The 13,430-nt window shown below is 61.7% G+C and carries 14 protein-coding genes; 8 read left to right on the top strand and 6 right to left on the bottom strand.

Annotated features, from left to right (window positions below):
- Nucleotides 1-49 precede the first annotated feature (49 nt).
- A complete protein-coding gene (locus AC1D08_RS31180; RefSeq protein ID WP_477424958.1) occupies nucleotides 50-1,153 on the top strand; it encodes an NAD(P)/FAD-dependent oxidoreductase in 1,104 nt (367 codons plus the stop codon).
- Between the two features lie 22 nt (nucleotides 1,154-1,175).
- Here AC1D08_RS31180 and AC1D08_RS31175 read toward each other — a convergent pair whose 3' ends face one another.
- Together AC1D08_RS31175 and AC1D08_RS31170 are read right to left on the bottom strand one after the other, a co-directional pair.
- Nucleotides 1,176-1,370, bottom strand: a complete 195-nt coding sequence (locus AC1D08_RS31175) for a hypothetical protein (RefSeq protein WP_477424956.1) — start codon at nucleotides 1,368-1,370, stop codon at nucleotides 1,176-1,178.
- Complete coding sequence (locus AC1D08_RS31170) at nucleotides 1,363-1,953, bottom strand: hypothetical protein (RefSeq protein WP_477424954.1); 591 nt, start codon at nucleotides 1,951-1,953, stop codon at nucleotides 1,363-1,365. Before AC1D08_RS31170 ends, AC1D08_RS31175 begins: the two co-directional genes overlap by 8 nt.
- A 329-nt stretch (nucleotides 1,954-2,282) precedes the next feature.
- On the opposite strand from AC1D08_RS31170, the gene clpP reads away from it, so the two are divergent.
- The 5 genes from clpP (at nucleotide 2,283) to AC1D08_RS31145 (ending at nucleotide 8,293) form a co-directional block, all read left to right on the top strand.
- On the top strand, nucleotides 2,283-2,912 hold the full coding sequence (gene clpP, locus AC1D08_RS31165) for an ATP-dependent Clp endopeptidase proteolytic subunit ClpP (RefSeq protein WP_457155424.1): 630 nt from the start codon (nucleotides 2,283-2,285) through the stop codon (nucleotides 2,910-2,912).
- A gap of 295 nt (nucleotides 2,913-3,207) precedes the next feature.
- Nucleotides 3,208-4,482, top strand: a complete 1,275-nt coding sequence (clpX, locus tag AC1D08_RS31160) for an ATP-dependent Clp protease ATP-binding subunit ClpX (RefSeq protein ID WP_023759839.1) — start codon at nucleotides 3,208-3,210, stop codon at nucleotides 4,480-4,482.
- Between the two features lie 306 nt (nucleotides 4,483-4,788).
- On the top strand, nucleotides 4,789-7,200 hold the full coding sequence (gene lon, locus AC1D08_RS31155) for an endopeptidase La (protein WP_184870800.1): 2,412 nt from the start codon (nucleotides 4,789-4,791) through the stop codon (nucleotides 7,198-7,200).
- Between the two features lie 303 nt (nucleotides 7,201-7,503).
- On the top strand, nucleotides 7,504-7,776 hold the full coding sequence (locus AC1D08_RS31150) for an HU family DNA-binding protein (protein WP_027143628.1): 273 nt from the start codon (nucleotides 7,504-7,506) through the stop codon (nucleotides 7,774-7,776).
- Nucleotides 7,777-8,110: 334 nt separating this feature from the next.
- Complete coding sequence (locus tag AC1D08_RS31145; RefSeq protein WP_457153672.1) at nucleotides 8,111-8,293, top strand: hypothetical protein; 183 nt, start codon at nucleotides 8,111-8,113, stop codon at nucleotides 8,291-8,293.
- 170 nt (nucleotides 8,294-8,463) lie between these two features.
- Here the strand turns inward: AC1D08_RS31145 and AC1D08_RS31140 are convergent, their stop codons facing one another.
- Nucleotides 8,464-9,486, bottom strand: a complete 1,023-nt coding sequence (locus AC1D08_RS31140; RefSeq protein WP_457153673.1) for an aldo/keto reductase — start codon at nucleotides 9,484-9,486, stop codon at nucleotides 8,464-8,466.
- Between the two features lie 176 nt (nucleotides 9,487-9,662).
- Between AC1D08_RS31140 and AC1D08_RS31135 the strand changes: the two genes are divergently transcribed.
- Both AC1D08_RS31135 and AC1D08_RS31130 read left to right on the top strand, forming a co-directional pair.
- Nucleotides 9,663-10,229 carry an SIS domain-containing protein gene (locus AC1D08_RS31135; RefSeq protein ID WP_457153674.1) on the top strand — a complete coding sequence of 189 codons (567 nt, stop codon included), beginning with the start codon at nucleotides 9,663-9,665 and terminating at the stop codon, nucleotides 10,227-10,229.
- 3 nt (nucleotides 10,230-10,232) lie between these two features.
- Nucleotides 10,233-10,976 (top strand): creatininase family protein, encoded by a 744-nt coding sequence (locus AC1D08_RS31130; RefSeq protein ID WP_457153675.1) that lies wholly within the window; start codon nucleotides 10,233-10,235, stop codon nucleotides 10,974-10,976.
- On the opposite strand, the gene AC1D08_RS31125 is transcribed toward AC1D08_RS31130, so the two are convergent.
- From AC1D08_RS31125 to AC1D08_RS31115, 3 genes are read right to left on the bottom strand one after another with little or no spacing between them, the layout of a single operon-like run.
- The gene (locus tag AC1D08_RS31125) at nucleotides 10,973-11,287 is read right to left on the bottom strand and encodes a hypothetical protein (protein ID WP_457153678.1); all 315 of its coding nucleotides are present in this window, start codon (nucleotides 11,285-11,287) and stop codon (nucleotides 10,973-10,975) included. The two genes, AC1D08_RS31130 and AC1D08_RS31125, sit on opposite strands and share 4 nt — an antisense overlap.
- Nucleotides 11,288-11,290: 3 nt before the next feature.
- Nucleotides 11,291-12,208 carry a carbohydrate ABC transporter permease gene (locus AC1D08_RS31120; RefSeq protein WP_457153676.1) on the bottom strand — a complete coding sequence of 306 codons (918 nt, stop codon included), beginning with the start codon at nucleotides 12,206-12,208 and terminating at the stop codon, nucleotides 11,291-11,293.
- A 12-nt stretch (nucleotides 12,209-12,220) separates the two neighbouring features.
- Nucleotides 12,221-13,342 (bottom strand): carbohydrate ABC transporter permease, encoded by a 1,122-nt coding sequence (locus tag AC1D08_RS31115; protein WP_457153677.1) that lies wholly within the window; start codon nucleotides 13,340-13,342, stop codon nucleotides 12,221-12,223.
- Nucleotides 13,343-13,430 lie beyond the last annotated feature (88 nt).

Raw genomic sequence — 13,430 nt, 5'->3', positions numbered from 1 at the left:
ATAGCCCAATGCGTTGAGCCAGCCATATGGCTGCGGAAAGACTGAACTGATGAATGTGATCGTTGTCGGCGCGGGCATTGCTGGTCTTTCCACCGCGTGGTCGCTGGTCAAGGCCGGCCACAGCGTTTCGATCGTCGAACAGGGACCGATCCCCAACCCGCTGGCGGCATCAGGCGACCATCACCGAATCATCCGCCGTGCCTATCGGGCCGGTACCGGCTATGGCCGGCTGATCACCGAAGCCTATCAGGCCTGGGACGAGATGTGGGCCGATCTCGGCGAAAGCCACCTCGATCCCAGAGGTTTTGTCTGCATCTCGCGCGCGCCGGGCGACGAGGCCGAGGAATACCGCGAGGGCCTGGAGGAGGGGAATTTCCCTTTCGAATTGCTGGCGCCGGATGTGGCCGCGCAACGCTGGCCGTTTCTTGAGGCTGGCTCGTTCCGCTATGCCTATTTTTCGACCGAAGGCGGCGCGCTGCACTGCCGCAAGATCGCCTCCGGCCTGGCCAGATGGCTGCGGACCAATGGGGCCAATGTCTACGAGAACAGCAAGGTCCTTGAAATCGACGAGGAAACCGGCCACATCGTGCTCGAAAGCGGCGAAACCATGCAGGCCGACCGCATCGTCGTCGCTGCCGGTGCCTGGGTGTTGAAACTTTTCCCGGAACTGGACGGCGAGTTGAAGACCTATCGAACGGCACTTGCCTATGTCGAACCGCCGGCGGACCTAAAGGCCGCCTGGCTGGCAGCGCCGGTCGTCCTCGATATCGGCGGCACGGTCGACGGCTACGTGATCCCGCCCTCCGGCGGCGCCGGCATGAAATTCGGTTCCGGGCTCCACAGGGTGCCGACCAGCGACGCCGACTGGAACCGGGAGCCGGTGCCGGGCGAGGGGGAGGCGATCCGCAACCTGTTTTCGCCGCCGATCGCCCGCATCGATGAGTATGAGGTGACCGAGGTCGTCACCTGCGCCTACACCTTCACCGCCGACGAGAAATTCATGGCGCACGAGAAGGGCAGATGCCTGATCGTCTCGGCCTGCTCCGGCCATGGCTACAAATTCGGTGCTGCGGTCGGCCGGCGCGTTGCCGCTGCCATTGGTGACGGCGACATCGCCGGCCTGAAGGCATGGCTGCGGGCGGAGGTGGCCTGAACGGACCTCGTAAGACAGCGCGCTAGCCGGAGGCGTAAAAGAAAAGCGCCACTGCTGCGATCGTTAGAAAACCGAAGAACGCCGCATAAGGGTGGTATCCATCGGGTCCAGATGGGCTTTTCCATTTTAGCACCGCCGCGTCGTACAGGTCGTGTCGCAGGAGGAGATAAGCCGCAGCCGCACCAAAGGCGATGACGATCCAGCCAAGACTATCCATTGCAGTGCCTGGGAATATGCACGCGCCGCCAGCCGGATGACCCTTCGCGGACCAGCACGCGCCGCGCGACCGTCCGGTAAGAGGCGGGAACATTGATGATGCGCCTTTGCTCCGGCTGCACCAGAACCTCCTCGGCGATGCTGTCATACTGCGCCGGGGTGACGACACGCCGTGTGCGTTCGGGCTGGATCACCACGGTCTCGGCGACACGCCCGTAGCGCGCCTTGTGCCAGATCTTGCACAGCACCTTGCGGCCATGGATGACGCGCCATTCCCAGGAATAGCCGCCATCATCGATCTGGACCGTGTGGTAAACGGTGCGGGTGACGGCGGGCACGACCTCGTAGGTCACTTGCGCCGGAACCGTCATCACCACGCGTTCGCGGGTGCCATAGATGGCCGGGGTATAGTCGACCTGCTGGCCGGCCGGGCTGACCAGCACGTCTTCGTAGACAGTGTCGTAGACATCAGGCGTGCGGACCGGTTCATAGCATTCGACGGCGCGACCGCCGGCCGCGGTTTGCGAAATCGTGCCGAGCACGGTCAGCCCGGCAATGGCGAAGCATGCGGTTTTCCTGAACATGACACTCCCCCTGTTGAACGGTACGAAGACGGTTCAACGTTGGATTGTAGGGGAAGCGGCGTCGGGTAAAAGGGGGATTTGCGGTATTTCGTTAAGCAATTCGGTTAAGAAATTGCTACGGGTGGTGATGACATCGCCAAACGATGACGACACGGGTCGATGATCCCCGTGAATAACCTTGATTCGACTTACCCAGATGGCTAGGACGGGTCGGCCTTGCACAAGGATGAGCCGGCATCCTATTTACGGAATGACGATCCAGAACCGATTCTGCCCGATCTGCCAGCCTTCCCGGCGCCGGAATCCCACCGCGAGATAAGAGATAACTGATGAAGAACCCCGTCGAAACCTACATGAACCTCGTTCCGATGGTGGTCGAACAGACCAATCGCGGCGAGCGGGCCTACGACATTTTCTCGCGCCTCCTCAAGGAGCGCATCATTTTCATCACCGGTCCGGTCGAGGACGGCATGGCGACGCTGGTCTGCGCGCAGCTTTTGTTCCTGGAAGCCGAGAATCCGAAGAAGGAAATCAACCTCTACATCAACTCGCCGGGCGGCGTCGTCACCTCGGGCATGGCGATCTACGATACCATGCAGTTCATCAAGCCGGCAGTGTCGACGCTCTGCATCGGCCAGGCGGCCTCGATGGGGTCGCTGCTTTTGACCGCCGGCCACAAGGACATGCGCTTTGCCACGCCGAACGCCCGCATCATGGTTCACCAGCCTTCCGGCGGCTTCCAGGGCCAGGCGTCCGACATCGAGCGCCATGCCCAGGACATCATCAAGCTGAAGCGTCGCCTCAACGAGGTCTACGTCAAGCACACCGGCAAGAGCTACGAAGAGATCGAAAAGACGCTCGACCGCGACCATTTCATGACCGCCGACGAAGCCAGGGATTTCGGCCTCATCGACAAGGTCATTTCGTCGCGCGAGCCGGTAGAAGGCGTTGTGGCATAAGGGCTAGTTGGCAGTTGGATGGCGGCATCACGCGCTTTTGGCGTGTCTTGCGGCATTTCAGCCACAATTGCCTGTTCCCTCGGGGGCTAGGATTGCCTACGTTAAGGCTATGTTGAGTTTCGGCAGCTTAGCTTTATGCGGGGCTGTCGCGAATCATTGCCACGTTTTCTGATTTGTGTTTCGTACGGAATGCGTTGCAGGAGCCGGACACTGGCGGCGGCGGATTCCCGCGATAGATGAGAGTATGCGCCCTTTCAGCCAGACCATCGGCGGGCGGCCATGAAAGGACATGAAAATGAGCAAGGTCGGCAACAACAGCGGCGATTCCAAGAATACGCTCTACTGCTCGTTTTGCGGCAAAAGCCAGCACGAAGTGCGCAAGCTGATCGCCGGTCCGACGGTCTTCATCTGCGACGAGTGCGTCGAGCTCTGCATGGACATCATCCGCGAGGAGAACAAGACCTCGATGGTGAAGTCGCGCGAGGGCGTGCCGACACCGCAGGAGATCCTCAAGGTTCTCGACGATTACGTTATCGGCCAGCCCTACGCCAAGCGCGTGCTGTCGGTGGCCGTCCACAACCACTACAAGCGCCTCGCGCATGCCGGCAAGAACAACGATGTCGAGCTGGCCAAGTCGAACATTCTGCTGATCGGCCCGACCGGCTGCGGCAAGACGCTGCTGGCGCAGACGCTGGCCCGCATCATCGACGTGCCCTTCACCATGGCTGATGCCACGACGCTGACCGAAGCCGGTTATGTCGGCGAGGATGTCGAAAACATCATCCTCAAGCTGCTGCAGTCGGCCGACTACAATGTCGAGCGGGCGCAGCGCGGCATCGTCTACATCGACGAGATCGACAAGATTTCGCGCAAGTCCGACAATCCCTCGATCACCCGCGACGTGTCGGGCGAGGGCGTGCAGCAGGCGCTGCTGAAGATCATGGAAGGTACCGTCGCCTCCGTGCCGCCGCAGGGCGGCAGGAAGCACCCACAGCAGGAATTCCTGCAGGTCGACACCGCCAACATCCTGTTCATCTGCGGCGGCGCTTTCGCCGGGTTGGACAAGATCATCTCGGATCGCGGCCGGAAGACCTCGATCGGCTTCGGCGCCATCGTCGCTTCGCCCGAGGATCGCCGCACCGGCGACGTCTTCCGCCTGGTCGAGCCCGAGGATCTCTTGAAATTCGGTCTTATCCCCGAATTTGTCGGCCGTCTGCCGGTCTTGGCGACGCTGGAGGACCTCGACGAGCCGGCGCTGATCCAGATCCTGACCGAGCCGAAGAACGCGCTGGTCAAGCAGTATCAGCGGCTGTTCGAGATGGAAAATGTCGACCTGACCTTCCACGAGAACGCCCTGTCGGCGATCGCCAAGCGCGCCATCGAGCGCAAGACCGGCGCGCGCGGCCTGCGCTCGATCATGGAAGCGATCCTGCTCGACACGATGTTCGAACTTCCCGCGCTCGAAGGCGTTCGCGAAGTGGTTATTTCGGAAGAGGTGGTTACCGGCAGTGCCCGGCCGCTCTATATCTACTCCGAGCAGAAGGAAAAGAAGGGCAATGTCAGCGCCTGACATGAGCCCACAGCGGAATTTTGAAACGGCGCCGCAAGGCGCCGTTTTGCTGTCACGCAGGGTTTTGCGGCTGCGCACGGTCTTGCAGTCACAAATCTGTCACTTGCGGGTAAGTTGGAGGAGCGGATTTGTACGGGCCTCTTGATCTTTGTGGATCGTGCATCCAACTAACTGGAGAAGGCCGAGGTGCCCGATTTCTGTGCTGTAAAACTCCCGTCATAAACGGTGGTAGGCGGAACGATCCCCGGTCGTTAATATGAGATTCGCGGTTGGCTGATTGGCGGCCGCGACATGAAAGGTTGGACAATGGCCAAAATATCCAAGGCTCCCAGCGACGGCGTCTTCGCAGTCCTCCCACTGCGCGACATCGTGGTGTTCCCGCACATGATCGTTCCGCTCTTCGTCGGGCGTGAAAAGTCGATCAAGGCGCTGGAAGAGGTGATGGGTCAGGAGAAGCAGATCCTGCTTGCCACCCAGATGAATGCCGCCGACGACGATCCCGAGCCCGATGCCATCTTCGACATCGGCACGCTCGCCAATGTGCTGCAATTGCTGAAGCTGCCGGACGGTACCGTCAAGGTTCTGGTCGAAGGCGCCTCGCGCGCGAAAATCGTCTCGTTCACCGACCGTCCCGACTTCCACGAGGCCCGCGCCACGGCGCTGGTCGAGCCGGAAGAGGAAGAGGTCGAGGTTGAGGCGCTGGCTCGCTCGGTGGTCACCGACTTCGAGAACTACGTCAAGCTGAACAAGAAGATCTCGCCAGAAGTGGTGGGTGCCGCCAGCCAGATCGACGACTATTCCAAGCTCGCCGACACGGTCGCGTCGCATCTCGCCATCAAGATTCCTGAAAAGCAGGAAATGCTGGCCACGCTCTCGGTCAAGGAGCGGCTGGAAAAGGCGATGGGCTTCATGGAAGCCGAAATCTCCGTCCTGCAGGTGGAGAAGCGCATCCGTTCGCGCGTCAAGCGCCAGATGGAGAAGACACAGCGCGAATACTACCTCAACGAGCAGATGAAGGCGATCCAGAAGGAGCTCGGCGAAGGCGAGGACGGCCGCGACGAGGCTGCCGAGATCGAGGCGCGCATCAAGAAGACCAAGCTCTCCAAGGAGGCCCGCGAAAAGGCGGAAGCCGAGTTGAAGAAGCTCCGGACGATGTCGCCGATGTCGGCGGAATCGACCGTCGTGCGCAACTATCTCGACTGGATCCTGTCGATCCCGTGGGGCAAGAACTCCAAGGTCAAGCAGGACCTGGCTTTCGCGCAGAACGTGCTCGACACCGATCATTTCGGCCTCGACAAGGTCAAGGACCGTATCGTCGAGTACCTTGCCGTGCAAAGCCGCCAGAAGAAGCTGAAGGGGCCGATCCTGTGCCTCGTCGGCCCTCCCGGCGTTGGCAAGACCTCGCTCGGCAAGTCGATCGCCAAGGCGACCGGTCGCGAATTCATCCGCATGGCGCTCGGCGGCGTGCGTGACGAAGCCGAGATCCGTGGCCATCGGCGCACCTATATCGGCTCGATGCCCGGCAAGGTCATCCAGTCGATGAAGAAGGCGAAGAAGTCCAACCCGCTCTTCCTGCTCGACGAGATCGACAAGATGGGCCAGGACTTCCGTGGCGACCCGTCGTCGGCGCTGCTCGAGGTGCTCGATCCGGAACAGAACTCGACGTTCATGGACCATTACCTCGAGGTCGAGTACGACCTGTCGAGCGTGATGTTCGTGACGACGGCGAACACGCTGAACATCCCTGCGCCCTTGATGGACCGCATGGAGATCATCCGTATCGCCGGCTACACCGAGGACGAGAAGATCGAGATCGCCAAGCGGCACCTAATGCCGAAGGTGGTGCGCGACCATGCCTTGCAGCCGAAGGAGTTCTCCGTTGGCGAGGACGCGATCCGCGCCATCATCCAGACCTACACCCGTGAAGCGGGCGTCAGAAGTCTGGAGCGCGAGCTGATGAAGCTCGGGCGCAAGGCGGTGACCGAGATCCTGAAGACGAAGAAGAAGACGGTCAACATCACGGCGGCGAACCTCGCCGACTACCTCGGTGTTCCGCGCTTCCGCTTCGGTCAGGTCGAGGCTGACGATCAGGTCGGTGTCGTTACCGGGCTTGCCTGGACGGAAGTCGGCGGCGAGCTGCTGACGGTCGAAGGCGTCATGATGCCCGGCAAGGGCCGCATGACGGTGACCGGCAACCTGCGCGACGTGATGAAGGAATCGATTTCGGCGGCGGCCTCCTACGTCCGCTCGCGCGCCATCGATTTCGGCATCGAGCCGCCGCTGTTCGACAAGCGCGACATCCACGTGCACGTGCCGGAAGGTGCGACGCCCAAGGATGGACCGTCGGCCGGCGTGGCGATGGCGACCGCGATCATCTCGGTGCTGACCGGCATTCCGATCAAGGCCGATGTGGCGATGACCGGCGAGATCACGCTGCGCGGCAGGGTGCTGCCGATCGGCGGCCTCAAGGAGAAGCTGCTTGCCGCATTGCGCGGCGGCATCAAGAAGGTGCTGATCCCGGAAGACAACGCCAAGGACCTGGCGGAGATTCCGGACAACGTGAAGAACGGCATGGAAATCATTCCGGTCTCGCGGGTCGGTGAGGTGTTGCGCCACGCGCTGGTGCGTATGCCGGAGCCGATCGAGTGGGTCGAACCTGTCAATCCGCCGGCGACGACCGACACTGCGGACGATGCCGGCAAGACGCTTGCGCATTAGAGCAAAGCGGCGCGTCCACCTGGACGCGCCAGGGACGCTCTAACACTCGAGACTTGCGCATGGTCCTTTCCGAAAACCGCCTGCGGTTTTTCGGGGCCATGCGTAAGTTTTCGCTAAGGTTGCGGTGCACAAACAGAGAGCCGGGCTTCGCGCCCGGCTTTTTCATGTGAAAAACCCCGGAATCCCGGGCTTTTTCCGCTTTTTCTTGGGCTTTTCGACTTGGTTGCGGGAACGCTTCTTTCTAAAGTCCGTTTCCTGCCGGATGAGTCGTAGGTTCCGGTGTTCTCATGGAAGGGAATTTTTATGAACAAGAACGAACTGGTGTCCGCTGTCGCCGACGCCGCGAGCATTTCGAAGGGTGACGCACAGTCGGCGGTCGACGCGGTGTTTTCCGTGATCTCCGGCGAACTGAAGAAGGGCGGCGATGTCCGGCTTGTCGGCTTTGGCAATTTCACCGTGTCAAAGCGTGCGGCTTCGACGGGCCGCAACCCGCAGACAGGCGCCGAAGTCCAGATCCCGGCGCGCACCGTGCCGAAGTTCTCGGCCGGCAAGGGCCTCAAGGATGCGGTCAACTAAGCGACTTTTTTCTTTTCAGAGACCAGAAAAGCCGGGCTTGCCCGGCTTTTCATTTTTGTGCCCGACGCCGGTACAAGCGACCAGAAAAGGCGGGCTTGCCCGGCTTTTCATTTGCCGGGCCTGGAGTGGACGATCTCTGGGTCATGCCGTCCCGGAAAATGAGGGCGCGAAGCAGTCAAACTCGCGCGTCCGGAGAACCGGGATGAAGGGGCGCTTGGCGCGAGTCCGCTTTTGCGCTCGACCGAGGGCCCTGGCCATACTATCCTGCACCTAGGACATTGGCGGCGCTGCTCCACGTCGGGAAGAGGTTCCCCATGCCTAGGGGTGTTCGGAAATGAACCTGTTGATCGACAAGCTTGCCGGATTGGTCTTTATCGTCATTGGCTTCCTGCTTGCGGCATCGGGTTACCGGGCCGCATCGACGGGATATATGGCTGCCGGGATCGTTCTGCTCGCCATCGGAATTGCACTGGTGGTACGCAAGGTGTTGCGGCGAAATCAGGACAATCAACAGTGATGGCCGCCAGGGGTAGAGGGCTGACCCCCTGGCTCCGCACGATCCAGGATGATCTCAAAACACGCCTGGGTCGTGTACCGTGAACGGATTCAGGCGACGCGCTTTGGGTCTTTGCTCTTATGCATGCCGTTGTCCCAAAACCGGGTCCACCTTTGGGCGCGATACATGCACTAGCCATTCGGCGCGTCGGCGCGCATCAGGCCTTCCTGCTTGAGATCGGCCCAAAGCGCTGCCGGCAGCTTTGCGTCGAGCAGCGAGCGGTTGCTCTCGACTTCGCTCGGCCGCTGGCCGCCGGGGATCACCGAGACCACCGAAGGGTGCAGCAGCGGGAATTGCAGGGCAGCCTCGATCAACCGCACGCCATGGCGCTTGCAGACGGCGTCGATGCGCGCGACGCGCTCCATGATGTCCTGTGGCGCCTCGGAGTAGTTGTAGTGCGCGCCGGGCCTCGGTCCGGTCGCCAGGATGCCGGAGTTGTAGGGACCGCCGAGGACGATGCCGATGCCACGCGCCTGGCAGAGCGGCAGGAACGATGCCAGCGCCTCCTGTTCGAGCAGCGTATAGCGCCCGGCAAGCAGGAACAGGTCGAAATCGCCACGCTCGGCCAGCGTCTGGGCAACCTGCCACTCGTTGATGCCGCCGCCGAACGCCTTGATCACGCCCTGATCGCGGAGCGACAGCAGCCCGTAATAGCCCGAGCCCATGAACTCCTCGATGCGCCGGTCGGCCGCTTCCTTGCTGCCATGGGTGAAGATGTCGACATCGTGCACGAAGAGGATGTCGATACGGTCGACGCCGAGGCGCTCGAGCGAGGCTTCGAACGAACGCATGACGCCGTCATAGCTGTAGTCGTAGACCTCACGGCGCGACGGCGTGTCGAAGAACTTGCCGATGGCGGTGCGCTGTTCCGGCGGACAGGCGCGCATGATGCGGCCGACCTTGCTTGACAGCACATAGTCATCGCGCTTCTTGGAGCGCAGGAACGGATTGAGCCGCGTTTCCGACAGGCCGAGCCCGTAGAGCGGCGCGGTGTCGTAGTAGCGGCAGCCGGTCGCCCAGGCGGCCTCCAGCGTGGCGTTGGCGTCCTCGTCCGAGACAGCACGGTAGAGATTGCCGAGCGGCGCGGTGCCGAAGCCGAGCTCGGTAAAAGGGATGCCGCCATTGCCGATGCGGTCGAAGTGCCGTGTCTTCATATTCTGCTGTCTGCCTCACTTGATTTGTCTGACATGACACTATCATGCCTGTGGCTCGGCAAAAGCATCGCGGACCGTTGGACACGCTTTTTCGCGGTTGCTAGCATGAGCGAAATCAAGCTGTTCGTCGAAGCAAGAGCGACAATCCCCGGGATGATTTCGATGCCAGGTTCGCCGTGACCGACAACAGCGAAAATCCGTTCAAGACCGCGCTTGGCGAACTCGGCAGCGTGCTGGCACGGGTCGACGGCAGCCGCATCGACGCCGCTTGCCAGATGCTTGCAGGAGCCGGACAAATCGTCGTCTATGGCTGCGGCCGCGAGGCCTTGCAGGTCAAGGGCTTTGCCATGCGGCTCTATCATCTCGGCCTGCCGGTCTCGGTGGTCGGCGACATGAACACGCCGCCGCTGGGACCCGGCGATGTCTTCCTGGCCAGTTCTGGGCCGGGAGAAACCTCGACCGTGCTCACCTTGATGCAGGTCGCGCACGGTGCCGGCGCAACGAACCTGCTGCTGACAGCCCAGGCCGAAAGCAGTGCGGCAAAGCGCGCTGATTTCACGCTGCTCATTCCCGCACAGACAATGGCCAACGACCAGGGGGCCAAGAAAACGTCGGTGCTGCCGATGGGTTCGGTGTTCGAAGGGGCGCTATTCCTGCTGTTCGAGGTGATGGTGCTGAAGCTCAGGGATTTGATCGGCGCTTCGCCGGAAGCGATGCGCGCCCGCCACACCAACATGGAATAGACCATGCGCTACGAACTGATGCTGCCGCACCAGATCCGCAAGGCGATCGCCGAGAACTGGCCGGTTGCCTTGCCGCTCGGCGTGCTCGAATACCATGGCGAGCACATGGCCGTCGGCATGGACACCCTGGCCGTCATCAAGACGCTGGAGCTGTTCGAGAAGGAGCGCGACATCGTCATCCTGCCGCCCTTCTACTATGGCGCGGCAAGCTACGCCGTGGCGGCCCCGGAAGGCAGCGGCTCGCTGCAGGTCGGCGGCAATCAACTGGCGCCGTTCGGCGAAGAGCTGTTTTACAGCCTGCTGCGCATAGGCTTTCGCAACATCCACGCCATCATCCACCACCAGACCGAGAATTTCGCCGCCGGCATGCCGACCGATCTCGCCTTCAAGACCGCCGGCCGGCAGGCGATCTTCCGCTTCCTCGAAAAGGAGCGCGGCGAGGGCTGGTGGGGCTCGGAGGCGATGGCCGGCTATTATGCCCAGCACGCCGAGGGCGGCAATTTCTTCAACTGGGTGCAGGTGCATCCGCTGATGTCGGCGACAATGAACGGCAAGTACCCGTTCGACCATGCCGGCATCGGCGAGACCTCGCTGATGCTGGCGCTATGCCCGGAAGCTGTCGATGCCAGTCACTTCGAAGACAACAAGAGCTGGTACACCGCGACCGCCAAGGACGCCTCGGCCGAGCTTGGGCAAAAGGGTGTCGCCATGATCATGGATCATTTGCGCGCGATCCTGAGGAGCTAACCGCCGATTTTCTGCCGCTCCGCCCTATAGTCGGTGATCGACTTGTCCGGATCGCTTTTGGTCGCGACAGCCCAGATGAAGGTGCCGCCGCCGGCAACGGCAAGGATGGCAAACAGCGCGATGCCGAGGGGAAATGTCCTGGTGTAGAGCACGATCAGGAGCATCGACAGGCCGCCTCCCACCATGGCCACCACAAAGCCGGCGATGACAGCGCGACCCTGCCAGGCGATCGGCATGACGCCCTTGCCGTAACGGTCGTAGCCCTTGTGGCCAACGCGGATGTTGCGCGCGAACCAGTATTTGGCAGCCATCGCCTATTTCACCGCGCCCGCGGTCATGCCCATGATCAGATAGCGTTCGAGCGCGATGCCGATGACGGCCAATGGCGCAATTGCCGCGGTGGCCAGCGCGGCCATCGACCACCAGTTGATGCCTTGCGAGCCGGTCTGGCTCGCCACCATGACCGGAATTGTCTTGGCGTCGGTCGAAGTCAGCAGCGCGGCGAAGAAATACTCGTTCCAGCACAGCACCATCGCCAGGATGAAGGCAGCGACCATGCCCGGCAGCGCGATCGGCATGACGATGCGGAAGAAGGCGCCCCAGATCGACAGCCCGTCGACGAGCGCTGCTTCCTCGAGCTCGACCGGTATGGAATTGAACTGGTCGCGCATGATCCAGATGACGATCGGCAGCACCATCAGCGTGTAGAGCAGGATCAGTCCGACGCGCGTGTCGAGCAGGCCGACCTCCCGGTAGAGCACCAGGAAGGGCAAGGCCAGCACCACCGGCGGCAGGATCAGCTGCGACAGGAAGAAGAACGAGATGTCCTCGTTCTTGAACCAGGCGAAATGGTAGCGATAGCGGGTAAGGCCGTAGGCGGCGAGGCTGCCGATGATGATGGCGAGGCTCGACGCGCCGACCGAGGTGATCACCGAGTTCATGAAGCGCTTGAAGAACTCATCGCGCACCGTCGAGGTCTGGAAGATCGAATCCGGCGACAGGCCGAGAGAACGCCAGCCCTTCCAGTCCGGTTGGAAGTCGACGAACGGGATCAGGTGGCCCTGGGTGACGTCGACCGCCGATTTGAACGAGGTGGTTATCGTCCAGTAGATCGGGAACAGGCAGATGAACGCCCAGAACACCAGCGCGCCATAGATGAAGACGCGGCTGGTGATGAAGCTCGCCGGAGAGCGGATTTCGGAAACGGTGTACTCGGTGGTTTGAACGCTCATGATCCCGGCCGCTCAGTTGACGTTGCGCACGAAGCGGTTGGCGAATTTCAGCAGCCAGGTCACGAACACGACGATGATGATGAGATAGACCATCGCCAGCATGGTTCCGTAGCCGACATTCGAGCGGTCGCGATATTCGCGGTAGATGAAGCTCGATACCGAATCGGTGGCGCCGCCCGGGCCGCCGGACGTCACCGTGATGATGATGTCGGCAAGCTTCAGCTTGAAGATGATGCGCAGGATCACCGCCGTCACCGACACCGGCAGCATCAGCGGGAAGGTGACTTGCCAGAAGGTCTGCCACGCATTCGCGCCGTCGACCCGTGCCGCTTCCAGTATCTCACGCGACATTGCCTGCAGGCCGGCGAGCAGCATGATCATCATAAACGGGATGAAGGTCCAGGCATCCAGCACCATGATCGAGATACGGGCGATGATCGGGTCGCTGAAGAAGGCCGGGTTTTCCCAGCCGAGATAGCGCGCCAATGTTGCCGCCGGCCCGAAGCGGTATTCCATCAGCGACTTGCCGACCATCCACGACACCGCGACCGGCGACAGCATCAGCGGCATCAGGAAGACGACGCGGAAGAATTTGCGGGCGCGGATCTGCGCGTTGAGCAACAGCGCCAGGCCAAAGGCAATGACATATTCGACCAGCACGGCGAGCACATAGAGCACCATGTTGAACAGCGCGTTGCGGTAGTAGGGATCGCCCAGCATCTGCCAGAAATTGGCAAGCCCATTGAACTTGCGGCCGCTGAAGGAACTGAGGTTCCAGTCGGTCAGCGCGATATAGAAACCGAACAGCGTCGGGAAGATCACCATGGCGATGGTAAACAGCAGCGCCGGCAGCAGGAACAGGGCGCGCTGGCCGTCCTCGCCGCGTGTCAGCACCTGGCCGATACCGAGCGCCACGCCCCACAGAACATAGGCATAGACGACAGGGCGCCACGTCTCGAAGCCGATGGTATCGGCTTCGGTCTTGTACAGGATCTCCAGCACGATCACCGCCAGCAGGCCAACCGTCGCAACAGCCATCAGCGCCCAACCGAGGCGTTTTCGGCCGGGCGAAATCAGATCGGAAGGGTCGGCATCTGCCGGCCACTGGTTCGCGGTCGAAGTCGGGTCAGTCACATATCTCGCCCGTTTGAAGGCTCATCGAGGAGCCGGAGCCGGTCTGCTGTGGTCCGGCGTTGCCGCCGGACCACGGTTTCACAAWAGC

The sequence above is a fragment of the Mesorhizobium sp. P2_E6 genome (assembly GCF_056403835.1).
The sequence above is the reverse complement of the archived record's forward strand: the minus strand, read 5'-3'. Positions and strand labels throughout refer to the sequence as shown.